Source organism: Pseudomonas sichuanensis (assembly GCF_024749065.1).
GTDB lineage: Bacteria > Pseudomonadota > Gammaproteobacteria > Pseudomonadales > Pseudomonadaceae > Aquipseudomonas > Aquipseudomonas sichuanensis.
Map to the genome: position 1 here is coordinate 1,730,870 of NZ_CP087185.1, position 22,624 is coordinate 1,753,493.

18 protein-coding genes and 7 tRNA genes are annotated in these 22,624 nt (G+C 63.7%); 18 read left to right on the forward strand and 7 right to left on the reverse strand.

Features of this window, described 5'->3' with window-relative positions; translation table 11 throughout:
• Window positions 1-89: 89 nt before the first annotated feature.
• On the reverse strand, window positions 90-1,223 hold the full coding sequence (locus LOY51_RS08055; protein WP_258645621.1) for an aminotransferase class V-fold PLP-dependent enzyme: 1,134 nt from the start codon (window positions 1,221-1,223) through the stop codon (window positions 90-92).
• 73 nt (window positions 1,224-1,296) lie between these two features.
• Between LOY51_RS08055 and LOY51_RS08060 the strand changes: the two genes are divergently transcribed.
• From LOY51_RS08060 to LOY51_RS08080, 5 genes are all read left to right on the forward strand, one after another.
• On the forward strand, window positions 1,297-1,932 hold the full coding sequence (locus LOY51_RS08060) for a TetR/AcrR family transcriptional regulator (protein ID WP_110995672.1): 636 nt from the start codon (window positions 1,297-1,299) through the stop codon (window positions 1,930-1,932).
• A gap of 129 nt (window positions 1,933-2,061) precedes the next feature.
• Window positions 2,062-3,030, forward strand: a complete 969-nt coding sequence (locus LOY51_RS08065; protein WP_125463238.1) for a GTP 3',8-cyclase MoaA — start codon at window positions 2,062-2,064, stop codon at window positions 3,028-3,030.
• Between the two features lie 66 nt (window positions 3,031-3,096).
• Complete coding sequence (locus LOY51_RS08070) at window positions 3,097-3,702, forward strand: DUF4823 domain-containing protein (protein WP_125463239.1); 606 nt, start codon at window positions 3,097-3,099, stop codon at window positions 3,700-3,702.
• An 11-nt stretch (window positions 3,703-3,713) separates the two neighbouring features.
• Window positions 3,714-4,274 (forward strand): DUF1285 domain-containing protein, encoded by a 561-nt coding sequence (locus tag LOY51_RS08075; RefSeq protein ID WP_258645625.1) that lies wholly within the window; start codon window positions 3,714-3,716, stop codon window positions 4,272-4,274.
• Between the two features lie 98 nt (window positions 4,275-4,372).
• Entirely contained in the window at window positions 4,373-4,795 is a 423-nt protein-coding gene (locus LOY51_RS08080; RefSeq protein WP_258645628.1) for a cupin domain-containing protein, read from the forward strand.
• Between the two features lie 22 nt (window positions 4,796-4,817).
• Here LOY51_RS08080 and LOY51_RS08085 read toward each other — a convergent pair whose 3' ends face one another.
• The 3 genes from LOY51_RS08085 to LOY51_RS08095 all read right to left on the reverse strand — a co-directional run bounded on the left by LOY51_RS08085 (window position 4,818) and on the right by LOY51_RS08095 (window position 7,674).
• Window positions 4,818-6,074: a cytidine/deoxycytidylate deaminase family protein gene (locus tag LOY51_RS08085; protein ID WP_125463242.1), complete on the reverse strand. Its 1,257-nt coding sequence runs from the start codon at window positions 6,072-6,074 to the stop codon at window positions 4,818-4,820.
• 266 nt (window positions 6,075-6,340) lie between these two features.
• Window positions 6,341-6,416: transfer RNA gene (locus LOY51_RS08090), tRNA-Asn, on the reverse strand.
• 61 nt (window positions 6,417-6,477) lie between these two features.
• Window positions 6,478-7,674 (reverse strand): amino acid aminotransferase, encoded by a 1,197-nt coding sequence (locus tag LOY51_RS08095; RefSeq protein ID WP_125857908.1) that lies wholly within the window; start codon window positions 7,672-7,674, stop codon window positions 6,478-6,480.
• 289 nt (window positions 7,675-7,963) lie between these two features.
• On the opposite strand from LOY51_RS08095, the gene uvrB reads away from it, so the two are divergent.
• On the forward strand, window positions 7,964-9,979 hold the full coding sequence (gene uvrB / locus LOY51_RS08100; protein ID WP_125857909.1) for an excinuclease ABC subunit UvrB: 2,016 nt from the start codon (window positions 7,964-7,966) through the stop codon (window positions 9,977-9,979).
• Window positions 9,980-10,114: 135 nt separating this feature from the next.
• Here uvrB and LOY51_RS08105 read toward each other — a convergent pair whose 3' ends face one another.
• Entirely contained in the window at window positions 10,115-11,665 is a 1,551-nt protein-coding gene (locus LOY51_RS08105) for an MDR family MFS transporter (RefSeq protein ID WP_508134342.1), read from the reverse strand.
• The gene (locus LOY51_RS08110; protein ID WP_125463247.1) at window positions 11,655-12,710 is read right to left on the reverse strand and encodes an HlyD family secretion protein; all 1,056 of its coding nucleotides are present in this window, start codon (window positions 12,708-12,710) and stop codon (window positions 11,655-11,657) included. The genes LOY51_RS08105 and LOY51_RS08110 overlap by 11 nt, the downstream gene beginning before the upstream one ends.
• Before the next feature lie 143 nt (window positions 12,711-12,853).
• On the opposite strand from LOY51_RS08110, the gene gltX reads away from it, so the two are divergent.
• From gltX to LOY51_RS08170, 12 genes are all read left to right on the forward strand, one after another.
• Window positions 12,854-14,335: a glutamate--tRNA ligase gene (gene gltX / locus LOY51_RS08115; RefSeq protein WP_125857910.1), complete on the forward strand. Its 1,482-nt coding sequence runs from the start codon at window positions 12,854-12,856 to the stop codon at window positions 14,333-14,335.
• A 279-nt stretch (window positions 14,336-14,614) separates the two neighbouring features.
• Window positions 14,615-14,690 (forward strand) — tRNA-Ala (locus LOY51_RS08120).
• A gap of 71 nt (window positions 14,691-14,761) precedes the next feature.
• Window positions 14,762-14,837: transfer RNA gene (locus LOY51_RS08125), tRNA-Glu, on the forward strand.
• A gap of 53 nt (window positions 14,838-14,890) precedes the next feature.
• Window positions 14,891-14,966 (forward strand) — tRNA-Ala (locus tag LOY51_RS08130).
• Window positions 14,967-15,007: 41 nt separating this feature from the next.
• A tRNA-Glu gene (locus tag LOY51_RS08135) sits at window positions 15,008-15,083 on the forward strand.
• A 66-nt stretch (window positions 15,084-15,149) separates the two neighbouring features.
• Window positions 15,150-15,225, forward strand: a tRNA-Ala gene (locus tag LOY51_RS08140).
• 41 nt (window positions 15,226-15,266) lie between these two features.
• Window positions 15,267-15,342: transfer RNA gene (locus tag LOY51_RS08145), tRNA-Glu, on the forward strand.
• A gap of 171 nt (window positions 15,343-15,513) precedes the next feature.
• The gene (locus LOY51_RS08150; RefSeq protein ID WP_110996448.1) at window positions 15,514-16,053 is read left to right on the forward strand and encodes a TetR/AcrR family transcriptional regulator; all 540 of its coding nucleotides are present in this window, start codon (window positions 15,514-15,516) and stop codon (window positions 16,051-16,053) included.
• A gap of 25 nt (window positions 16,054-16,078) precedes the next feature.
• A complete protein-coding gene (locus LOY51_RS08155) occupies window positions 16,079-16,912 on the forward strand; it encodes an alpha/beta fold hydrolase (protein WP_125463249.1) in 834 nt (277 codons plus the stop codon).
• Window positions 16,913-16,956: 44 nt separating this feature from the next.
• Complete coding sequence (locus tag LOY51_RS08160) at window positions 16,957-17,391, forward strand: acyl-CoA thioesterase (protein ID WP_125463250.1); 435 nt, start codon at window positions 16,957-16,959, stop codon at window positions 17,389-17,391.
• A 52-nt stretch (window positions 17,392-17,443) separates the two neighbouring features.
• Window positions 17,444-18,415 carry a tRNA dihydrouridine synthase gene (locus tag LOY51_RS08165; RefSeq protein ID WP_125463251.1) on the forward strand — a complete coding sequence of 324 codons (972 nt, stop codon included), beginning with the start codon at window positions 17,444-17,446 and terminating at the stop codon, window positions 18,413-18,415.
• A 256-nt stretch (window positions 18,416-18,671) separates the two neighbouring features.
• The gene (locus LOY51_RS08170; protein WP_110996452.1) at window positions 18,672-19,115 is read left to right on the forward strand and encodes an Hsp20 family protein; all 444 of its coding nucleotides are present in this window, start codon (window positions 18,672-18,674) and stop codon (window positions 19,113-19,115) included.
• Between the two features lie 177 nt (window positions 19,116-19,292).
• Here LOY51_RS08170 and LOY51_RS08175 read toward each other — a convergent pair whose 3' ends face one another.
• Window positions 19,293-22,589 carry a PAS domain S-box protein gene (locus LOY51_RS08175; protein WP_125463252.1) on the reverse strand — a complete coding sequence of 1,099 codons (3,297 nt, stop codon included), beginning with the start codon at window positions 22,587-22,589 and terminating at the stop codon, window positions 19,293-19,295.
• Window positions 22,590-22,624: the final 35 nt, after the last annotated feature.

Sequence of the window (22,624 nt, forward strand, 5' to 3'; positions counted from 1 at the left end):
TTCAAGTATTGGCCAGGATTGGCGCCCTGCCAGCGCTTGCTGATCGTTTTTTAAACAGATTTGGAATACGTCGGCGGTCCCTTGGGCGATCAGTGCATGGCGATTTGCCTGACCAGCCGCAGTGCTTCGTCGATCAAGCGCTCATCGGTATAGAAGTGTGGGGAAAAACGCACGCCGGGCCCGCGCAGGGCGCAGATCACTTGCTGGCTGCTGAGCGCCCGATAAATGTCGGCATTGGCGCGGCCAGCCACGGTGAAATTGATGATGCCTGCGCGGCGCCTTGGGTCTGCCGGGCTGTGCAACTGCACACCCGGGATCGCCGCCAGCCCCTGGTGCAGTTGCTCGACGCGATGCCCGAGTTGCTCTGCAACCACCTGCATGCCGACATCTTCCAGCAATGACAGGCTGGCCTCCAGCGCACAGGCGCCGAGCATGTTCGGGCTACCCGGCTCGAAGCGTCGGGCGCTGCGTGCCGGTTGCCAGGTACGGTGCTCGAAATCGCCCAGCTGTTCGAGCATGTGCCAGCCGTAGGCATGCAGTTTCAACTGCCTGCGCAGGGCGCTGCGGCAATAGAACACCCCCAGGCCTTCGGGGCCGAGCATCCATTTGTGGCCGTCGGCCATGGCGAAATCGCACTGGTATTGCTGCACGTCGAAGGGCAGGGCGCCAATCTGCTGGATGGCGTCGACGCAGAACAGCACGCCCTGTTCGCGACAGCCCTGGCCCAGGCGGGCAAGGTCCAGGCGCAGGCCACTGGCGAACTGCACGGCACTGACCGCCAGCAGCCGGGCACGCGGGCCGCAGGCCTGGAGCAGTGCGGCCTCTGGGTCATCCCCGGCCAGGCTGATCTCGATCACATCGACGCCTTGATCCGCCAGTGCCTGCCAGACCACACGATTGGAAGGGAACTCTTCGTCGCTGATGATCACCTGGTCGCCGCGTTGCCAGTCGAGGCCGAAGGCCACCAATGACAAGGCTTGCGAAGTATTGCCCAGCAAGGCGATATCGCCAGTTGACGGCGCGTTGAGCAGGCGCGCCAGGCGTTCGCGCAGGCGTCGCTCGGTGGCCAGCCAGGCCGGGTAGTCGCTGGCGCCCCGCTGCAGGTTGTCACGGGCGAAGCGCGCCACGGCATCAGTGGCCCGGCGCGGCCACGGAGCGATGGCCGCGTGGTTCAGGTAGCACAGGCCCGGAGCCTGCTCGAACTCATCAAGAAACACAGACATGCTTGGAAGATCCGTGCAATTTACCGCCAGTTAGGCATAATAATCCGCTTCGATTGTCATCCTAGTCCTACCTATGCACAAAGAACCTCGTAAGGTCCGTGAATTTCGCCGCCGCGAGCAGGAAATCCTCGATACGGCGCTCAAGCTGTTTCTCGAACAGGGTGAAGACAGTGTCACCGTCGAGATGATCGCCGACGCCGTCGGCATCGGCAAAGGCACGATCTACAAGCACTTCAAGTCCAAGGCGGAGATCTACCTGCGCCTGATGCTCGACTATGAGCGTGACCTGAACGAGCTGCTGCATTCCGCTGACGTCGACCGTGACAAAGAGGCGCTGTCGCGCGCCTACTTCGAGTTCCGCATGCGCGACCCACAGCGCTACCGGCTGTTCGACCGCCTGGAAGAAAAGGTGGTCAAGGGCAACCAGGTGCCGGAAATGGTCGAGCAGTTGCACAGCATCCGTGCCTCCAACTTCGACCGCCTTACGCAGCTGATCAAGGGCCGCATCAGCGAAGGCAAGCTCGAGGACGTGCCGCCGTACTTCCACTATTGCGCGGCGTGGGCGCTGGTCCACGGTGCGGTGGCGCTGTACCACTCGCCATTCTGGAGCAACGTGCTGGAAGATCAGGAAGGCTTCTTCCAGTTCCTCATGGACATCGGCGTGCGCATGGGCAACAAACGCAAGCGCGACCCAGAAACCGCGAACTGAAGCGGCCCGGGCGGTGCTTGCCGGCCCTCGGTGAGCATTGCGCGATTCAGCCTTCGACAGGAAGACTTGCAAAAACCTGATTTATGAGTCAGGTTTTGCCGGTCCGATTCTTCCATGCCGGAGTCACCCATGATCGTCGATCGTCAAGGCAGGCGCTTTCGCAACCTGCGCGTCAGCCTGACTGCTGCCTGCAACTACGCCTGTACCTACTGCGTGCCCGATGGCAAGCGCCTGGTGGCGGCGCAGGACGAGCTGGGGGCCGAGGCGCTGGGACGCGGCGTGGCCTATCTGGTCGAGGCCGCAGGTGTCGAGCGTTTGCGCATCACCGGCGGCGAGCCGCTGATCAGCCCGCGGCTCGAGGGCTTCCTGACGGCGGTGGCCGGGCTCGGCCTGGAGGACATCAGCCTCACCACCAATGGCCAACTGCTTGCACGCAAACTGCCGTTGCTGCGTGCAGCCGGCATCCGCAGGCTGAATGTCTCGCTCGATACCCTCGACCCCCTGGCGTTTCGCCGCATCGCCCGTGGCGGCGACCTGGCCAGCGTGCTTGACGGCATGGCCCAGGCCAGCGCTGCCGGCATGGCGATCAAAGTCAACATGGTGCCCATGCGTGGGCAAAACCTCGATCAGGTACTGCCGCTGCTCGACTACTGTCTGCAGAAAGGTTACGAGCTGCGCTTCATCGAGCTGATGCGCATGGGCCACCTGGCCCGAGACAGCAATGCCTTCGGGCAGCAGTTCGTGGGGCTGGAGCAGTTGCTCGCGCTGATCGGCGAAGCCTATGAATTCGAGCAGGCGCAGCGCCCGGTGGATGCTACCGCGCTACGTTATCGCATACCCGGCAAAGGGCACTTCGGAGTGATCGCCAACGAGAGCGTACCCTTCTGTCGCGCCTGCTCGCGGCTGCGCTTGTCGTCCACCGGCTGGCTGCATGGTTGCCTCTCTTCAGGCAACCGTCACTTTGTCGGCGACCTGCTGGATAAGCCGCGCCACCAGGCGCTGCCGGCGTTGCAGCGGCTGCTGGTGAAGGCGCTGGCGGACAAGCAGGACCTGGCGTTCTCCGGCGATGTGATGGTGATGAAGGTGATCGGCGGCTGACTCTGGCGCAAAAGCTGCATCTGGCGGCTATTCGCCGGTTTTTCGTCACCGGCCTTTGGAGGAAAGATGCGTAGCCTGGTCTTGCTGCTGGCGCTGATGGCGTTGGGCGGTTGCATGAAAGTCAGCGACATGGGGGAAGAGGTCCGTTACCAGATGAGCGACGTGGGCCTGCTGGATCACAGCAACACCACCCGTACCCTGTCCATCCGCTTGCAGCCCGATTCGTTCATCTTCATTGGTCAGGGCGCGTTCATGCCGCCGGGCAAGGGGCCGCAGCCGCGCCAGAACGCCGTGGCCGAGGAAGCCTTCAAGAGCTTCATCGAATACTTTCCGCTGGTGCGCCGCGCCCAGGGCCCGCTCGGCCTGGAAGACGCGATTGCCGAAGCCCGTTCGGTCGGCGCCGACTACGTGCTGTACACCCGCTTCGCCCGCACCGACGACCGTATCGGCAATGGCGATGAATGGTATGACGAACAGGCCGTCGACCGCCTGGGCTGGGACACTGGCGTGGTGCAGATGATGTTGATCGAGACCAGCACCCGCTACCTGATCGACACCGCCCGCATCAAGAGCCGTGGCGGTTTGTTGACGTTCCATGACAACAGCCCCCAGGATTTGCTTGCCGCGCCCATGCGCGAGTACGCTCGTAGCCTCTTGGGCATGAGCAAGTAAGCGAGCGTGATATGACCGACACCGGCAAAGCCAACGATCTCCTGGCGCAGATCCCCGCACACAAGGGCCTGCCACCGGTGCATCTGTGGAACCCGGATTTCTGCGGCGACATCGACATGCGCATCGCCCGTGACGGCACCTGGTACTACCTGGGTACGCCGATCGGGCGCAAACCGATGGTCCGGCTGTTTTCCACCATCATCCGCCGCGATGGCGACGACTACTTCCTGGTCACGCCGGTGGAAAAAGTCGGTATTCGCGTTGATGACGCGCCCTTCGTTGCGGTGCTGCTGGATGTGCAGGGGAGTGGCGAGCAGCAGGTGCTGCGCTTCACCAGCAACGTCGACGATCAGGTCGAAGCCGGCCCGGCCAACCCACTGCGGGTAGTGATCGACCCGATCACCCAGGAGCCTGCGCCCTATGTGCTCATGCGTGGCAACCTCGAGGCGCTGATTCACCGCAATGTGTTCTATCAGTTGGTGGAGTTGGCGGTGCCGCAGACCCTCGAGGGTGAGCAGTGGCTCGGGGTTTGGAGCCATGGCCAGTTCTACCCGATCGGGCGCGACGCCTGAGCGAAGATCGGCCTCCCGCTTTTTCCGCGAATTGGCCGTTTCCCCTATATCGGGCGGGGCATAACCTGAGGGCCACAGCCAATCAGGAGATCCCCGTCATGAGCATTCCCCGTCTTTCCCTCAGCGTGTTTGTCGCCTTCGGCGTGTTGGGCGCCAACGTGCCTGCCTGGGCGCATGGCGACGCGCAGCATCCCGACCAGGTGAAGATTCTCCAGGAGCAGTTGCCCAGCAATGCCCCGGGCAAGAAAGCGGTGATGCTCACCGTCAGCTACGCACCGGGCCAGGCATCGCCCGCCCATCAGCATCCAGGCGCGGTCATGGCTTATGTATTGGAAGGCGCGGTGGTCTCGAAACTCAACGACGAGCCGCAGAAAACCTACAAGGCCGGCGAGTTCTGGTACGAAGCGCCCGGCACCGTGCACAGTGTATCGAGCAACGCCAGCAAGACCGCGCCGGCCAAGCTGCTGGTGTGGAGCCTGGTGGACGAGGGGCGGCCAGTGACCGAACCCCTGTCCCGATGAGTCGCCCGTCAGGGCGTCGTGGCTACAGTTCGCGCTGCACGGCGCTGATCAGGGCCGTGTCCAGCACTTGGCTGGGTGCCACCTGGACGCTCTGGGTATAGAAGGGCGGCAGGTTCTGCGCCAGTTGCGCCACGGCCTGGGCACTGACGCCGGCAGGCAGTAGCACATACTGCAAGTTGGAGGGGAATGACTGCGGTACCGGCCCTTCCATGGTTGAGCCGTAAGCGCCAAATGTCATCACCGCCTGGCTGGTCGCCGGGTCAGGGATGTACAGGAACACGAAGGTGCCGTATTTGGGGTGCGTGAGGCATTGCTTCGCCTGGGCGCGTACAGCAGGGTCGTTGTCGTTCATCAGCTTCCAGCGCAGTTCGGCATAGCCACGCGTGGTCTCCATGAACGCGGTGCGGATTGGCGACTGCTTCTCCACGCCTCCCAAGCAGGCCAACAGGTTGCCGAATGGGTCGAGCAAGGCCACGGCGTTCATGGTGTCGGCCTGCCGGGCGGTTTCGATCAGTGGGCGGGCCAGTTCCTGCCCAGGCATGCGCGGGTTGGCGCTGCTGACCTTGAGGCTCCAGGGGCTCAGGGCGGCCAGGGCCTGCCGGACTTTGCTGTCGGCGGGCAGCGAACTTGGGTTGCGCAACTGGTCAGGTGGCAGGCCGCTGTTGTTGCTGGCGTCACGCACGTTGGACACGCTGGCGTCGAAGATCGAACCGGTGAGGCTGAAGGCTGCCGCGTCAATACCGCAGCCGGCATAGACCGGCCCGCTGCCTGCGCCTTGATAGGATCGGTTGATCGGCGCGGCAACCGCATAGTAGCCCCAACTGGCCTGCGCCTTCTGGCGTACGGCGGGCGGCAGGCTGGGGAAATCGAACTGGCTGTTGAAGTTGATCCCCGCGTAAGTATCGATGGCACTGACCGCCACGTTGAAGCCGGCAGTCAGCAGCGAGCCAGCGCACATGGCGCAGGGGTCGAGGGTGGTCACCACGGTCAGTTTTTCCGGCGCTGGCAGGCCCAGGCGTTCGCGATTGGCGAAGTACCAGTCCACCAGCTGTCGTTCACCGTGGGCGGTCGGGTCGTGGGGCAGGAACGGCGGTTGCGCGGCGCTGCCGGGGTAGGGCATCAGCACATTGTTGTGCAGGGCGGCGAGCACGTTGCCGGTGGCGTTTTCGATGATGCAGCCACCAACTGCGAAGGTGCCTTGTTGGCTGGCCAGAATGGCCTGGTTGGCAACGAGTTCCACCGCTTGCTGGGCATTTTGGGCGGTCTGCTTGGTGTCCATCTTGACTCCCTGTCGTTGAGGCGCCGGATGCGCATGCAGACGATAGTTCAGGGCAATTGGAAAACAAGGGGCGTGTGCAAAAGAACCTGTAGTGCCTGCCTGGTGGGCGAGACAGTGCAGGCGTTGCCACGGGCAAGCTGAATTGGGCCAGCCATCGAGAGCGTTCACACGGTGGCAGGCAGCTACACGCCAAAACGAAAAAACCCGCCAGGGGGCGGGTTCTTCGGGTGTTCAAAGACTGTGGAGACAATCTCTGCAACGCTGTTTGGCTCCGCGACCTGGACTCGAACCAGGGACCCAATGATTAACAGTCATTTGCTCTACCGACTGAGCTATCGCGGAATTTCGGCGTATCTTACCGATTGCCAGGGGGAAGTCAAGCTTCCCCTTGGCAATCAAGGAGTTACAGTACTTCTACGATGGCCTTGGTGACCACGTGGATGTTGCTCTGGTTCAGGGCAGCAACAGCGATGCGGCCGGTGTCCAGGGCATAGATGCCGAACTCGTTCTTCAGGCGTGCCACTTGCTCCACGCTCAGACCGGAGTAGGAGAACATGCCGGCCTGGCGACCAACGAAGCTGAAGTCGCGCTTGGCACCGTACTCGGCCAGCAGCTCGACCATCTGTTTGCGCATGCCATGGATGCGGGTGCGCATCTCGGCCAGTTCGGCTTCCCACATCTGGCACAGCTCAGGGCTGTTCAGCACGGTGGCGACGATGGTCGCGCCGTGGGTCGGCGGGTTGGAGTAGGTGGTGCGGATCACCCGTTTGACCTGCGACAGCACGCGGGTGCTCTCGTCTTTCGAGGCGGTGACGATCGACAGCGCGCCGACGCGCTCGCCGTACAGCGAGAACGACTTGGAGAACGAGCTGGACACGAAGAACTCCAGGCCCGACTCGGCGAACAGGCGCACGGCGAAGGCGTCTTCGGCGATGCCGTCACCAAAGCCCTGGTAGGCCATGTCGAGGAACGGCACGTGGCCTTTGGCCTTGACCACTTCCAGCACGTTCTTCCAGTCGTCCAGCGACAGGTCGACGCCGGTCGGGTTGTGGCAGCAGGCGTGCAGCACGATGATCGAGCCGGAGGGCAGGTTGTTCAGGTCTTCGAGCATGCCGGCACGGTTGACGTCATGGCTGGCGGCGTCGTAGTAACGGTAGTTCTTGACCGGGAAACCTGCGGTTTCGAACAGAGCGCGGTGGTTTTCCCAGCTCGGGTCGCTGATGGCAACCACGGCGCCCGGCGCCAGGCGCTTGAGGAAGTCGGCACCGATCTTGAGCGCGCCGGTACCGCCGACAGCCTGCACGGTCACTACACGGCCGGCGGCCAGCAGTGGCGATTGGGCACCGAAAATCAGCTTTTGCACGGCCTGGTCGTACTGGGCGATGCCGTCGATCGGCAGGTAGCCACGGGACGCGTGCTGGGCGGCACGGGTTGTTTCGGCTTCGATCACTGCGCGCAGCAGCGGAATGCGGCCTTCCTCATTGCAGTAGACGCCTACGCCCAGGTTGACCTTGTCGGTACGTGGGTCAGCGTTGAATGCTTCGTTGAGGCCCAGGATGGGGTCGCGGGGTGCCAGCTCGACAGCGGAAAACAGGCTCATTGTTACCTTGGCTCGGATAGGAGAGTGAAAGGGGTTGCCACGCTCCAGCCGAATGCACTGAAGCGGTGCACAAACGGGGAGTCAGTATAGTGATACCGACCGGTCACTGCGACAGTCTGGCGCAGCTTTTCCGGCTGTTTGCGCAAATATTTTTCGACCATTGGTCGAATTGCCCGGTCCATTGCCATAGGTGCTGCCGGGCCAGGCTTGAAAGCCGCGCCCGGCGGGCGCATTTGCGTATAGACTACTGGCTAAATTTACAGTTGCCGCGACATTCACGAGGTCCGTCATGTCCGAGTTCCAGCTCGTCACCCGATTCCAGCCGGCCGGCGACCAGCCCGAGGCCATCCGCCAGATGGTCGAAGGCATCGAGGCCGGGCTTTCGCACCAGACGCTGCTGGGCGTGACCGGCTCGGGCAAGACCTTCAGCATCGCCAACGTGATCCAGCAGGTGCAGCGCCCGACCTTGGTGCTGGCGCCGAACAAGACCCTGGCGGCGCAGCTTTACGGCGAGTTCAAGGCGTTCTTCCCGAACAACGCGGTCGAGTACTTCGTCTCCTACTACGACTACTACCAGCCCGAGGCCTACGTGCCGTCGTCGGACACCTTCATCGAGAAGGACGCCTCGATCAACGACCATATCGAGCAGATGCGTCTGTCTGCGACCAAGGCGCTGCTGGAGCGGCGCGACGCGATCATCGTCACCACCGTATCGTGCATCTATGGCCTGGGCAGCCCCGAGGCGTACCTGAAGATGGTCCTGCACGTCGACCGTGGCGACCAACTCGACCAGCGTGCGTTGCTGCGCCGCCTGACCGAGCTGCAGTACACCCGCAACGAGATGGACTTCGCCCGCGCCACCTTCCGTGTGCGCGGCGATGTGATCGACGTGTTCCCGGCCGAATCGGACCTGGAGGCCATCCGCATCGAACTGTTCGATGACGAGGTGGAGAACATCGCCGCCTTCGACCCGCTGACCGGCGAGGTGATCCGCAAGCTGCCGCGCTTCACCTTCTACCCCAAGTCGCACTACGTCACGCCGCGCGAAACGCTGCTCGAAGCGGTGGAGGGCATCAAGGAAGAGCTCAAGGAGCGCCTGGAGTACCTGCACAAGCACAACAAGCTGGTCGAGGCCCAGCGCCTGGAGCAGCGCACCCGCTTCGACCTGGAGATGATCCTCGAACTGGGCTACTGCAACGGCATCGAAAACTACTCGCGCTACCTTTCCGGGCGCCCGGCCGGAGCGCCGCCACCCACGCTGTACGACTACCTGCCGGCGGATGCACTGCTGGTGATCGACGAATCCCACGTTTCCGTACCCCAGGTCGGCGCCATGTACAAAGGCGACCGCTCGCGCAAGGAAACACTGGTGGAGTACGGCTTCCGCATGCCATCGGCATTGGACAACCGCCCCATGCGCTTCGACGAGTGGGAGGCGGTCAGCCCGCAGACCATCTTCGTGTCCGCAACGCCCGGCCCTTACGAAGCCGAGCACGCCGGGCGCGTGGTCGAGCAGGTGGTGCGCCCCACCGGCCTGGTCGACCCGCAGGTCGAAGTGCGCCCTGCGCTAACCCAGGTCGACGACCTGCTGTCGGAAATCGGCAAGCGCGTCGCCTTGGGCGAGCGGGTGCTGGCCACCACCCTGACCAAGCGCATGGCCGAAGACCTCACCGACTACCTGGCCGATCACGATGTGCGGGTGCGCTACCTGCACTCGGACATCGACACCGTCGAGCGGGTGGAGATCATCCGCGACCTGCGCCTGGGCACCTTCGACGTATTGGTGGGCATCAACCTGCTGCGCGAAGGCCTGGACATGCCGGAAGTGTCGCTGGTGGCCATCCTCGATGCCGACAAGGAAGGCTTCCTGCGTTCCGAGCGTTCGCTGATCCAGACCATTGGCCGTGCGGCGCGCAACCTCAACGGCAAGGCAATCCTCTACGCCGACAACATCACCGGTTCCATGCAGCGCGCCATCGACGAGACCGAGCGGCGCCGGGACAAGCAGGTGGCGTTCAACACTGCCAATGGCATCGTGCCCAAGGGGGTGGTCAAGGACATCACCGACATCATGGAAGGTGCCACCGTGCCCGGTGCGCGCAGCAAGAAGCGCAAGGGCATGGCCAAGGCGGCGGAGGAGGCCGGGCGTTACGAAGTCGAGTTGCAGACTCCGGCCGAGATCACCAAGCGTATCAAGCAGTTGGAAGAGAAGATGTTCCAGTTCGCCCGCGACCTGGAGTTCGAGGCTGCCGCGCAGTTGCGCGACGAGATCGGCAAGCTGCGCGAGCGCCTGATCGCTAGTTGAGCAGCCTGTATCGGTGTTGGCTTCTTCGCGGGTAAATCGGGGCGCCGAACCGCCGCTCCCACAGGTTATGTGCAAGGTGTGTGGGAGCGGGTTTACCCGCGAAGAAGCCAGCGCATTACCCATGTCTGGCGTCCGTCAGTGCGCTTCCCCTGCCTTCAACCCCTGCGGCAACTTGCGCGTCAACAACACCGCCAGCATGCTCACCGCCAGCCCGATCCCGACGAAGTGGAAGGCATCGTTGTAGGCCATGATCATCGCCTGCTGGTGGGTGATCTCACTGAGTTTGCCCAGCGCCGCGGTGTCGTTGCCCAACCGCTCGGTGAGTTGCGCCAGGCGCTCGGCCACTTGCGGGTTGCTCGGCACCAGTGCTTCACGCAAGTAGTCGAAGTAAACCTTGGCCCGCGCATCCAGCAAGGTCGCCAGCAAGGCGATGCCAATCGCGCCGCCGAGGTTGCGCAGGATGTTGAACAGGCTCGACGCCGAGCCCGCATCCTGAGGTTGGATGTAGGAGGTGGCGATCAGCGAGATGGTCACCATGATCATCGGCTGGCCAAGGGCGCGGATCACCTGGATCTGGTTGAACTGCGGCCCGGCGAAGTCAGGGTTGAGCACCCCCGAACTGAAACTGGCCACGCCAAACAGGCAAAAGCCCAAGGCGCACAGCAGCTTCGGCGAGATCACCTTCATCAGCAGCGGCACCAGTGGAATCAGGAACAGCTGCGGCACCCCCATCCACATGATCACCTCGCCGATTTGCAGGGCGTTGTAGCCCTGGATCTGTGCCAGATACAGCGGCAGCAGGTAGATCGAACCGTACAGCCCCACACCCATGCCCAGGCTGGCGATGCTGGATAAACCGAAGTTGCGGTTGCCGAGGATGCGCAGGTTGATCAGCGGGTGCGGGCGGGACAGCTGCAGGATCACGAACAGGATCAGGCTGACCAGGGCGACACTGCCCAGGCCGACGATCAGGCTGGATTCCAGCCAGTCCTTGCGGTGGCCCTCTTCAAGGAACACCTGCAGGCAGCCCAGGCCCAGGCCGAGGCTCACGATGCCGGCGTAGTCGGTGCTTTTCAGCAGCTCCCAGTGGGCTTCTTTCTTTTCCAGCCCGTACATCAGCCCGGCAATCATCAGCAGCCCTGGCGGGATGTTGATGTAGAAGATGTACTCCCAGCCCCAGTTTTCGGTCAGCCAGCCACCCAGGGTCGGGCCGATCGACGGGGCGAAGGTGGCGGTCATGGCGAACATGGCCATGCCCTTGGCGCGGTGATGTTCCGGCAGCTTGATCAACGTCAGGGTGAACGCCAGCGGGATCAGTGCGCCACCGGTGAAGCCCTGCAGGGCGCGGAACACGATCATGCTTTCCAGGTTCCAGGCCATCGAGCACAGCAGCGACGAGGCCAGGAAACCCAGCGACACCCACACCGCCAGGCGCCGGGCCGACAGCAGCTGCACCAACCAGGCGGTCAGCGGGATCATGATGATCTCGGCCACCAGGTAAGAGGTGGAAATCCACGAGCCTTCCTCCAGGGTGGCTGACAGCGCGCCCTGGATGTCCTTGAGCGAAGAGTTGGTGATCTGGATGTCCAGCACCGCCATGAAGGCGCCGAGCATCACGCTCATCACCGCGATCCAGTCGCGCCGGGTGGGCTCTGCGCTGGGCCGCAGCAGTTGGTCACCGGCCATCGCGGCTGTCGTCCTGGCTGCGCAGGTCGACGGTGGCCGTCACCGACATGCCCGGGCGGATGCGGCCATGCAGCGGATTGTCGGCGGCGAAGGTCAGCTTGACCGGGATGCGCTGCACCACCTTGGTGAAGTTGCCGGTGGCGTTGTCTGGCGGCAGCAGGCTGAACTGTGCCCCGGACGCGGCGAACAGGCTGTCGACGCGGCCTTCGATCGGGGTGTCGGGGTAGCTGTCGAACAGCAGTTCGGCACGCTGGCCGGGGTGCATCTTGCCGATCTGGGTTTCCTTGAAGTTGGCCTGCACCCAGATGTCCTGGTCCGGAACGATCGACAGCAGGTAGGCGCCGGCCTGCACCACTTGGCCGTTGCGCGCGCTGCGCTGGCCGATGGTGCCGCTGATCGGCGCGTGGATCTCGCAGCGGGTCAGGTTGATTTCGGCCTGCGCCAGGTCGGCGCGGGCATTGGCAATCTGCGCATCGAGGCGCTTGAGTTCGGCGCTCAGGGCATCGACCTGCTGGCGCTGGCCCTTGAGGTCGGCCTGGGCCTTGTCTACCTGGGAACGGGCGACATGGCTTTCCGCCGAGAGGGTGGTGACGCGCTCTTCGGAAACGAAGCCGGGCTTGCGCAGGGCCTGGGCGCGGTTGAGGTCGAGCTGCGAGCGGTCGAGGGTGGCCTGGTTGGCGGCCACCTGGGCCTGGCCGGCGGCAATCAGGCTGCCTTGCTGGGCCAGCCGGCTCTGCGCCTGCACCAGTTCCGCTTCGCGGGTGGCCAATGCGGCGCGGGCGCGGGCCACGGCCAGTTCGAAATCAGCGACTTCCAGGCGCACCAGCAGGTCGCCCTTGTCGACGTGCTGGTTGTCTTCCACCTTCACTTCATCGATGCGCGCGCCGAGCTGGCTGGATACGCGGGTGATCTCGCCCTGTACATAAGCGTTGTCGGTGCTCTCGAAGAAGCGCCCCTTGAAGTACCAGTGGGCGAGGAAGGCGAGGGCGATCAGCGCGACCAGGGTGATGAAGATCAGCAGGCGACGTTTGAGTTGGGCGGGCATGAGGACTATGGTTCCAGAAGTGTAAGCAAATTTAACAGCCGCAAGCGGCATCGTCACAAGTGACGAAAGCGCCATTGCTGGAGCCCAGTGCCCGCTCCCTGCTAACATCCCGCCTTTGTTTGAATCTTCGTTCGAGACTCTCCATGACCACCGTTCGCACGCGTATCGCGCCATCGCCCACTGGCGACCCCCATGTCGGCACTGCCTACATTGCCCTGTTCAACTACTGCTTTGCCAAGCAGCACGGCGGTGAGTTCATCCTGCGTATCGAAGACACCGACCAGCTGCGCTCCACCCGCGAGTCGGAACAGCAGATCTTCGACGCCCTGCGCTGGCTCGGCATCGAATGGAACGAAGGCCCGGACGTCGGCGGCCCGCACGGCCCGTACCGGCAGAGCGAGCGTGGCGAAATCTACGCCAAGTACGCCAAGGAGCTGGTCGATGCAGGCCACGCCTTCTACTGCTTCTGCACCGCCGAAGAGCTGGAGCAGATGCGTGCCGAGCAGATGGCCCGCGGCGAGACCCCGCGCTACGACGGTCGCGCCCTGCTGCTGAGCGATGAGGAAGTGCAGCGCCGCCTGGCGGCCGGCGAGCCGCACGTGATCCGCATGAAGGTGCCGAGCGAAGGCATCTGCGTGGTGCCGGACATGCTGCGTGGCGATGTCGAGATCCCGTGGGACCGCATGGACATGCAGGTGCTGATGAAGAACGACGGCCTGCCGACGTACTTCCTGGCCAACGTGGTCGACGATCACCTGATGGGCATCACCCATGTACTGCGTGGTGAAGAGTGGCTGCCCTCGGCGCCCAAGCTGATCAAGCTGTACGAGTACTTCGGCTGGGAGCAGCCCAAGCTGTGCTACATGCCGCTGCTGCGCAACCCGGACAAGAGCAAGCTGTCCAAGCGCAAGAACCCGACCTCGGTCACCTTCTACGAGCGCATGGGCTTCATGCCCGAAGCGATGCTCAACTATCTGGGCCGCATGGGCTGGTCGATGCCGGACGAGCGCGAGAAGTTCTCGCTGGCAGAGATGGTCGAGCACTTCGACCTGTCGCGCATCTCGCTGGGCGGCCCGATCTTCGACATCGAGAAGCTGTCCTGGCTCAACGGCCAGTGGCTGCGTGAACTGCCGGTGGAAGAGTTCGCCGCGCGCCTGCAGAAATGGGCCTTCAACAGCGACTACATGATGAAGATCGCCCCGCACGTGCAGGGCCGGGTTGAAACCTTCAGCCAGGTTGCCCCGCTGGGTGGCTTCTTCTTCGAAGGCGCGTTGAAGCTTGACGCCAAGTTGTTCGAAAGCAAGAAGCTGTCGTCTGATCAAGTACGCCAGGTGATGCAGCTGATCCTGTGGAAACTGGAAAGCTTGCGCCAGTGGGAGAAAGACCGCATCACCGCCTGCATCCAGGCAGTGGTCGAGTCGTTGGAGCTCAAGTTGCGCGATGCCATGCCACTGATGTTCGCCGCCATCACTGGCCAGGCCAGCTCGGTGTCGGTGCTCGACGCCATGGAAATCCTTGGCCCTGACCTGACCCGCTACCGTTTGCGCCAGGCCCTGGACCTGCTGGGCGGCGTGTCGAAGAAAGAAAACAAAGAGTGGGAAAAGCTGCTGGCGAATATCGCCTGATAGCGGCTTTTGCTTTCGTGGGAGCGGGCTTGCCCCGCGATTGCGATGTCGCATTGACCATCGCGATCGCGGGGCAAGCCCGCTCCCACGGGACTTTGTTTGCATCGAAGAGCAGGGCAGGGCGGTAAGTGATTGTTATCTGTGAAAAATTTTTTGAATAATTTCAAAAATTCGTTTGACAGCCCTGCAATCGGAACTTAATATGCGCCCCGTCCACAGCGATGAACGAAAACGAAACGCCAGGCACCCAGCCAGCGCTTCGGTTCAAAGCGACATTGTGGGGCTATAGCTCAGCTGGGAGAGCGCCTGCATGGCATGCAGGAGGTCAGCGGTTCGATCCCGCTTAGCTCCACCAAATTCCGCTTAACGGCAATGCCGGTAAGCAAGACCGGGTCCAGCAACCGGGTCTTGAAGGTAAGAAGGTTCGTCCCCTTCGTCTAGTGGCCTAGGACACCGCCCTTTCACGGCGGTAACAGGGGTTCGAGTCCCCTAGGGGACGCCAGTTTTGCACAAGCGATGTTTGATCATGTCGCTGGGCCGAGAGGCTAGAAATCTGGGGCTATAGCTCAGCTGGGAGAGCGCCTGCATGGCATGCAGGAGGTCAGCGGTTCGATCCCGCTTAGCTCCACCAATTTGCCGCGGTTCGTGAAAACGGATCGGCACGAAGGTTACGTCCCCTTCGTCTAGTGGCCTAGGACACCGCCCTTTCACGGCGGTAACAGGGGTTCGAGTCCCCTAGGGGACGCCACTTTTACCCGCGTTTTGCGGGAGTTGAAAGGCTCATCATAATTGGGTGAGCCTTTTGTTTTACCTCGGGGCTATAGCTCAGCTGGGAGAGCGCCTGCATGGCATGCAGGAGGTCAGCGGTTCGATCCCGCTTAGCTCCACCAATTCGCCGCGATTCGTGAATACGGATCGGCACGAAGGTTACGTCCCCTTCGTCTAGTGGCCTAGGACACCGCCCTTTCACGGCGGTAACAGGGGTTCGAGTCCCCTAGGGGACGCCATTTTTTTACCCGCGTTTTGCGGGACTTATAAGGCTCATTCGATTATTGAATGGGCCTTTTGTTTTTTCTGCTCCTTGAGAATTTGCTGCCGGCCGCTTGCTCGCCGCAGATTTTGCTTGCCTTGAAATATGATAGGCATAATATGTCGATCATAATATTTTGAGGTGAGCCATGAGCGACAAGAAGAGCAAGACACGCGAACGCATTCTTGAAGCGGCGCGTGGCGCGTTGATCCAGCACGGGCCGGCCGAGCCCAGTGTGAGCCAGGTCATGGGCGCCGCCGGGCTGACCGTGGGTGGCTTCTACGCCCATTTCGACAGCAAGGATGAGCTCATGCTGGAGGCCTTCAGCCAGTTGCTGGCCGAGCGCCGGGCCTTGCTCGCCGGGGTCGACCCGAGCCTGGACGGTGCTGGCCGTCGTGCGCTGGTTGCCGCTTTCTATCTTTCGCGCAAGCACCGTGACGCAGAAGTGGCGGCCTGCCCGCTACCCAATGCACTCAGCGAAATGCAGCGCCTGCCAGAGGCTTTCCGTGAGGTTCTGGTGGAGCACATCGAGCTGATGACCGCGCAGATGGTCGACCGCCCCGAAGACATGGACAAGGCCCTGGCCGACTTCGCCCTGATGGTGGGTGGTCTGGCAGTGGCGCGGGCCTTGGGCACTGGCGAGCTGTCCGATCGTATCCTGCGTGCCGCCAAATCGGCGGTGATCTGAGCACGTTCATTCCTGGAGCATGGCGATGAATACCCTGAGCTGGATTCGTGGTGTCAACGGCACCCTCGGCCACCTGGCCCCTGAGCACGTTGCCGGCAAAATGCGCCGCGCCTTCATGAGCCCACGCACCCTGCCACCGAGGGACTGGGAACTGCCGCTGTTGGCTCGCGCCGAGCGCATCACTCTGCGCTTCGGGCTGTCGGCGCTGCGCTGGGGGCAAGGGCCGACCGTGTTGCTGATGCACGGTTGGGAAGGGCGGCCAACCCAGTTCGCCGCACTGATCGAAACCCTGGTCGCTGCCGGGCATACCGTGGTGTCGCTGGAGGGCCCGGGCCATGGACGCTCGCCAGGGCATCAGGCCCACGTGGTGCTGTTCGCCCGCGCCTTGCTGGAGGCCGCAGCCGAGTTGCCGCCGCTGCGCGCGGTGATTGGGCATTCCATGGGTGGCGCCAGCGTGCTGCTGGCGCTGCAGTGGGGGTTGCGTGCCGAAGCGGCGGTGAGTATTGCCGCGCCAGCCCGGTTGCTGGGGGTGATGCGCGGCTTCGCCCGGCATCTGGGGTTGCCGGCACGGGCCAGGGCGGCCTTCATTCGCCAGGTCGAGCGTGATATCGGCGTGCAGATTGCGCGCCTGGATGTCACCGGTTATCAGTTGGACCTGCCGGGCCTAGTGGTGCATGCCAGTGATGATGTGCTGGTGCCGGCTGGTGAATCGCAGGTCATTCACAAGGCCTGGTTCGACAGCCGCCTGCTTTTGCTCGAAGAAGGTGGCCACGTGCGCGTGCTGGCCGACCCGCGGCTGGGTGAAGCGGTACTCGAACTGCTGGCGCGCACCAATGAGCGCGCCCGACAAAGCGCCTGAGCATCCGTTACACTCTGCCCGTTCACGAACAACCAGGAGCGGGCATGAGCTGGGATCTGGCGGCACCATTCACCATCGACCTTCGCGTCGGCAATGAGGACATCGATGGCCTCGGCCACGCCAACAATGCGGTCTACGTCACTTGGCTCGAACGCTGCGCCTGGCGCCATTCCCAGCGCCTGGGGCTGGACCTGGCCGAATACCGTCGCCTGGACCGGGCCATGGCCGTGGTGCGCCACGAGATCGACTACCTCGCTGCCGCCTACGAGGATGACGAGCTGCAACTGGCCACCTGGATCGTCGACTGGGACCAGCGCCTGCGCATGACCCGGCGTTTCCAGCTCAAGCGCCCGAGCGACGGCGTCACCCTGTTACGCGCGCACACCACCTTCGCCTGCATCGAGCTGTCCACTGGCAAACCCAGGCGCATGCCGGCGGAGTTCCTCGACGGCTATGGCGCGGCGCTGATCGGCAACTGAAAAGCGGCGGATTTTTGCTAGACTGCCGCCTTTTGCGCCCTGAGACCCTCACATGCAAATTGCCCTGGCCCCGATGGAGGGGCTGGTCGACAACATCCTGCGCGACGTCCTGACCCGGGTGGGTGGCATCGATTGGTGCGTCACCGAGTTCATCCGCGTTTGCGATCGCCTGTTGCCGGAATCCTCGTTCGACAAACTGGCCCCGGAACTGCGCCAGGGAGCGCGCACCGCGGCCGGCGTGCCGATGCGTGTGCAACTGCTCGGCTCGGACCCGGTGTGCCTGGCCGAGAACGCGGCGCTGGCCTGCGAGCTGGGGGCGCCGGTGATCGACCTGAACTTCGGCTGCCCGGCCAAGACCGTCAACAAATCGCGTGGCGGGGCGGTGCTGCTCAAGGAGCCGGAGCTGCTGCATGCCATCGTGCGTGAGGTGCGCCGCGCCGTGCCGGCGCATATCCCGGTGACCTCCAAGATGCGCCTGGGCTTTGACAGCCCGGATGGCGCGCTGGAGTGCGCCACGGCGTTGGCCGAAGGCGGCTCGGCGCACCTGGTGGTGCATGCGCGGACCAAGGTCGAGGGCTACAAGCCACCGGCCCACTGGGAGTGGGTGGCGCGGGTGCAGGATGTGGTCAAGGTGCCGGTGTTCGCCAATGGCGAGATCTGGACAGTCGACGACTGGCGACGCTGCCGCGAAGTGAGCGGCGCCGAGGACATCATGCTTGGTCGCGGCCTGGTGTCGCGCCCGGACCTGGCCCTGCAGATCGCGGCTGCCCGCGATGGCCGTGACTACCAGCCGATGAGCTGGGACGAGCTGCTGCCGTTGCTGCGCGAGTTCTGGCGACAGGCGCAGGCCAAGCTGTCGCCGCGCTATGCGCCGGGGCGCATGAAACAGTGGCTGGCGATGCTGACCCGGGGTTATCCCGAGGCGGTGCTGCTGTTCGCCGAGTTGCGGCGTGAGGATGATTGCCAGCGGATCAGTGGCTTGTTGGGGTGTCAGGCGTCGTTTGCCGAAGCCTGCGTCGCCTGATCCGCCCCTATCGCGGGGCAAGCCCGCTCCCACGAGGGATACTTTGGACTGCCCCCAAGAAGTTGGACACCAATCCAACCCTTGGGGGCAGTCCACTTAGTGGGAGTGGGCTTGCCCCGCGATTGCGTTTGCACGTCAGCAAAATTTTTTTGAAGGGCCCTTGAAAGCGTTTTGCCCGGCCATATCTCTTTGAGTACGCGATGCCGAAGTCGGGTCGCGTAGTGACTTACTTGCTGAATCTCAGGAGTTTATGACCATGACTACCGCTTTCTCTCTCGCACCCCTTTTCCGCAACTCCGTCGGCTTCGACCGTTTCAACGACCTGTTTGAAGCTGCAGCACGCAACGAGGCCGGTAGCAGCTACCCGCCCTACAACGTGGAAAAGCATGGTGAAGACCACTATCGCATCGTGGTTGCCGCTGCCGGTTTCCAGGAACAGGACCTCGACCTGCAGGTCGAAAAAGGCGTCCTGACCGTGTCCGGTGGCAAGCGCGATAACGGCAATGAAGGCGTCACCTTCCTGCATCAGGGCATCGCCCAGCGCGCCTTCAAGCTGTCGTTCCGCCTGGCCGACCACATCGAGGTCAAGGGCGCAGGCCTGGCCAACGGCCTGCTCAGCATCGAACTGCTGCGCGTGGTGCCGGAAGAAGCCAAGGCCAAGCGCATCCCGATCAATGGCGACAAGCCTGCGCTGAACTGAGTTCGGACGGGATGAACGAAAGGGCACCTTCGGGTGCCCTTTTTGCTGTGCCCTGCATAGCGCAATCAAAAGGCCCTGTGGGAGCGGGCTTGCCCCGCGATTGCGATGTTGGATCTCATACCGCAATCGCGGGGCAAGCCCGCTCCCACGGCGTTAGATGAACCTCGGGTGCACCACTCAATAATCCGCCGGCGCCTCCAGCAGCATCTGCCGGAACTCCGGCAGCGGCAGCGGCCGGCTGTGCAGGTAGCCCTGGTACAGGTGGCAGCCGAGCCGTTCCAGAAACTCCAGTTGCTCGGTCAACTCGACACCTTCGGCGATAACTGCCAAGCCCAGGCTGCGCGCCATGGCGACGATGGCGCGAACGATCTCGGCATCATTCGGGTCAACCGGCGCGTCGCGCACGAAGGTCTGGTCGATCTTCAGTGCATCCACCGGCAGGCGCTTGAGGTAGGTGAGTGACGAGTAGCCCGTGCCGAAGTCGTCCATGGCGAAGCTGACGCCAAAGCGTTTGAGCTCGCGCATCTTGCTGATGGTGTCTTCCAGGTTCTGGATGACGATGCCTTCGGTGATCTCCAGCTTGAGCATGTGCCGCGGCAGGCGGTAATCGTCGAGGCTGCGCAGCACCCGTGCGACAAAGTCGTTCTGGCGGAACTGCCGGGGGCTGATGTTGACGCACAGGCTGAAATCGTCGGCGTCGATCAGCCCGTCCTCGAGCATGCGCGCGCAGGCGTCGCAGGCTTCGTCGAGGATCCAGCTGCCCACTTCCAGGATCAGCCCGCTCTCCTCGAGCACCTGGATGAACTGTGCCGGCGGCTGCTGGCCCAGTTGCGGGTGGTGCCAGCGCAACAGCACTTCAGCGCCGACGATGTGGTTGTCACGGGCATCGACCTGGGGCTGGAAATGCAGGGCCAGCTCGCCGCGGGCCAGCGCCAGGCGCAGGTCGTTCTCCATGCGCAGGCGCTCGCTGGCGGCCTTCTGCATGGTGGTGTGAAACAGTTGGGTGGTATTGCGCCCGGAATCCTTGGCCCGGTACAGGGCGATGTCGGCGCGCTTGAGCAGGTCGGCGGGGGTAGCGCCGTGGTCCGGGATCAGCGCCACGCCGATGCTGGGTGTCACCTGCAGGCGCTGGCCATCCAGCGACATGGGTTCGGCCAGCAGTTCGCGCAGGGTGTCGGCCAGCTCGCGGACCTTGCTTTCCACCAGTTCGCGGCTGCCTTCCAGGCCGCTGATCAATACCACGAACTCATCGCCGCCCAGGCGTGCCACGGTGTCCTCGAGGCGCACGCTGGCCTCCAGGCGGGCCGTGATGATCTTCAGCACGGCGTCGCCCACCGGGTGGCCGAGCGAATCGTTGATGTGCTTGAAATGGTCGAGGTCGAGGAACAGCAATGCGCCGCGCAGGTTGTGGCGCTTGAGCAGGGCGATCTGCTGGCTCAGGCGGTCCATCAGCAGGGCGCGGTTGGGCAGGTTGGTCAGCGGGTCGTGGTAGGCCAGGTGGCGAATCTGCGCCTGGGCGTTTTTCAGCAGGCTGACATCCCGTGCAGTGAGCAACAGGCAGTCGACTTCGTTGAGGCTGATAGGCTCCACCGACACTTCCACGGTGAGAATGTCGCCGCGCTTGTTGCGCCCGAGCATCTCGCGGTGATGGACCCGGCCGCGTGCCTTGAGCTCGTTGAGCAGGGCGCTGCGTTGCTTGTCGTCTGCCCAGATGCCCAGTTCATAGACCGTGCGGCCCACCACCTCGCTGGCGCTGTAGCCGGTCAGCCGGCAGAATCCATCGTTTACTTCCAGGTAGCGGCCGCTGCGCCGCTCGGTGATGGTGATGGCGTCGGGGCTGGAATGGAACGCCTTGGCGAATTTCTCCTCGCTGGCCTTGAGCGCCGCCTCGGCCCGCTGCTGCTGAGTGATGTCGCGCAGGGTGGTGACGCTGCAGGCCTGGCCGTCGACACTGATCAGGCGGCTGGAAATGACGCAGGTCAAGGGCCCGCCGTTGCGGTGGTTGACCCCGATCGCCACATTGCTCAGGGCCTGGTCGCGGATCACCCGTTCGATGCGCTGGGCGCGCTCGGCCGACTCGGCCCACAGGCCCAACTGCTCGGCGGTACGGCCCAGCACCTGCTCGGCGCTCCAGCCGAAGGTCTGGCTGAAGGCCGGGTTGATCTCGATGAACTGCCCGGTGTCCTGGCGGGTCACGCAGATCGGGTCCGGGCTGACCTGGAACAGGCTGGCGAATTTTTCTTCCGAGGCCGTGAGGCGTTGTTCGCGTTCTACCTGGTCGGTGATGTCCAGCAGGGTGCCGGCCATGCGCAGTGGTTTGCCCTGCTCGTCACGGTACAGCCGCGCGCGGCTTTCGATAAAGCGCGTGGCGCCGTTATCCAGCTGCACCTGGTAGGTGATCTGGTAGTTGCCGGCCGGCCCCTCGCGCAGGCTGCGGTAAGCCTGGCGCATGGAGTTGCGTTCGTGTTCGGGCACCCCTTCGAAGAACGCATCGAAGGACTCGTGGAACGGCACCGGGTCGAGCCCGTGCAGTTGGGCGGCGCGGGCCGAGCCATAGAGCATGCCGCTGGGAATGTGCCAGTCCCAGGTGCCCAGCTGGGCCGAGTCCAGCGCCAGGTCGAGGCGCTCCTGGCTGTCCTTGAGCGCCTGCTCGGCGCGTTTGCGCTCGGTGGTGTCGACAAAGGTACTGATCAGGTAGGTGATGCCTTCCAGTTCTATGCCCTGGGTGCACAGGATGCCGTCATGGACCTTGCCGCTGGTGGCGCGGAACTGCACCTCCATGGTCAGCGGGCCGCTGCCGGCGCGGGTGGCCTCCAGCACCTGGTGGCGCTGCTCGGGGTTGACCCACAGGCCCAGCTCGACACTGGTCTTGCCGACCACGTGGGCGCCGGGCCAGCCGAACATGTCTTCGAAGTGCTGGTTGACCTCGATGATCAGGCCGTCATGGCGGCGGGTGAGCAGGATGGCGTTGGGGCTGAGGTGGAAGAGGGTGGCGAAGCGCTTTTCCGAGTTGATCAGTGCGGTTTCCCGCTCGCGCTGGCGGGTGATTTCGCGGATCACCCCGATCATCTGCCGCCGACCGTGGACGTCGTGGGTCAGGCTGCCGTTGATCTCCAGCCAGTGCACGCTGCCGTCCGGCCAGCGGATGCGGTGGCGCATGGCCTGCTCGATGGGTTCGCCATTGACCACGGCCTGGAACGCCTGGCGCGTGCGGGCACGGTCTTCATCGGGCAGCAGGTCGAGGTAGTCGACATCGTTGGGCAGTGGGCGCTGGGGGTCGAAACCGAACAGCGCCTGGGTGCCCCGTGACCAGCTGACCCGGCCGCTCTCGATATCCCAAAGCCAGGCGCCCAGCTTCGCGCCGTTGAGTGCGGCCAGCAGTTGCGGGGCATTCTGCCAGGCCTGCTCCGATTCCTGGGGATCGACCGCAGGGATGCGCGGCAGGCGCGGAAAGCGGTTTGCTGATTTGGGCATCGGTACCAGACCTTTGGCGGATGTCGCGTCCTTGG

Coding starts and splice junctions, on each gene's coding strand:
- LOY51_RS08055 (WP_258645621.1), bottom strand. CDS start 1,223: ATGTCTGTGTTTCTTGATGAGTTCGAGCAGGCTCCGGGCCTGTGCTAC.
- LOY51_RS08060 (WP_110995672.1), top strand. CDS start 1,297: ATGCACAAAGAACCTCGTAAGGTCCGTGAATTTCGCCGCCGCGAGCAG.
- LOY51_RS08065 (WP_125463238.1), top strand. CDS start 2,062: ATGATCGTCGATCGTCAAGGCAGGCGCTTTCGCAACCTGCGCGTCAGC.
- LOY51_RS08070 (WP_125463239.1), top strand. CDS start 3,097: ATGCGTAGCCTGGTCTTGCTGCTGGCGCTGATGGCGTTGGGCGGTTGC.
- LOY51_RS08075 (WP_258645625.1), top strand. CDS start 3,714: ATGACCGACACCGGCAAAGCCAACGATCTCCTGGCGCAGATCCCCGCA.
- LOY51_RS08080 (WP_258645628.1), top strand. CDS start 4,373: ATGAGCATTCCCCGTCTTTCCCTCAGCGTGTTTGTCGCCTTCGGCGTG.
- LOY51_RS08085 (WP_125463242.1), bottom strand. CDS start 6,074: ATGGACACCAAGCAGACCGCCCAAAATGCCCAGCAAGCGGTGGAACTC.
- LOY51_RS08095 (WP_125857908.1), bottom strand. CDS start 7,674: ATGAGCCTGTTTTCCGCTGTCGAGCTGGCACCCCGCGACCCCATCCTG.
- uvrB (WP_125857909.1), top strand. CDS start 7,964: ATGTCCGAGTTCCAGCTCGTCACCCGATTCCAGCCGGCCGGCGACCAG.
- LOY51_RS08105 (WP_508134342.1), bottom strand. CDS start 11,665: ATGGCCGGTGACCAACTGCTGCGGCCCAGCGCAGAGCCCACCCGGCGC.
- LOY51_RS08110 (WP_125463247.1), bottom strand. CDS start 12,710: ATGCCCGCCCAACTCAAACGTCGCCTGCTGATCTTCATCACCCTGGTC.
- gltX (WP_125857910.1), top strand. CDS start 12,854: ATGACCACCGTTCGCACGCGTATCGCGCCATCGCCCACTGGCGACCCC.
- LOY51_RS08150 (WP_110996448.1), top strand. CDS start 15,514: ATGAGCGACAAGAAGAGCAAGACACGCGAACGCATTCTTGAAGCGGCG.
- LOY51_RS08155 (WP_125463249.1), top strand. CDS start 16,079: ATGAATACCCTGAGCTGGATTCGTGGTGTCAACGGCACCCTCGGCCAC.
- LOY51_RS08160 (WP_125463250.1), top strand. CDS start 16,957: ATGAGCTGGGATCTGGCGGCACCATTCACCATCGACCTTCGCGTCGGC.
- LOY51_RS08165 (WP_125463251.1), top strand. CDS start 17,444: ATGCAAATTGCCCTGGCCCCGATGGAGGGGCTGGTCGACAACATCCTG.
- LOY51_RS08170 (WP_110996452.1), top strand. CDS start 18,672: ATGACTACCGCTTTCTCTCTCGCACCCCTTTTCCGCAACTCCGTCGGC.
- LOY51_RS08175 (WP_125463252.1), bottom strand. CDS start 22,589: ATGCCCAAATCAGCAAACCGCTTTCCGCGCCTGCCGCGCATCCCTGCG.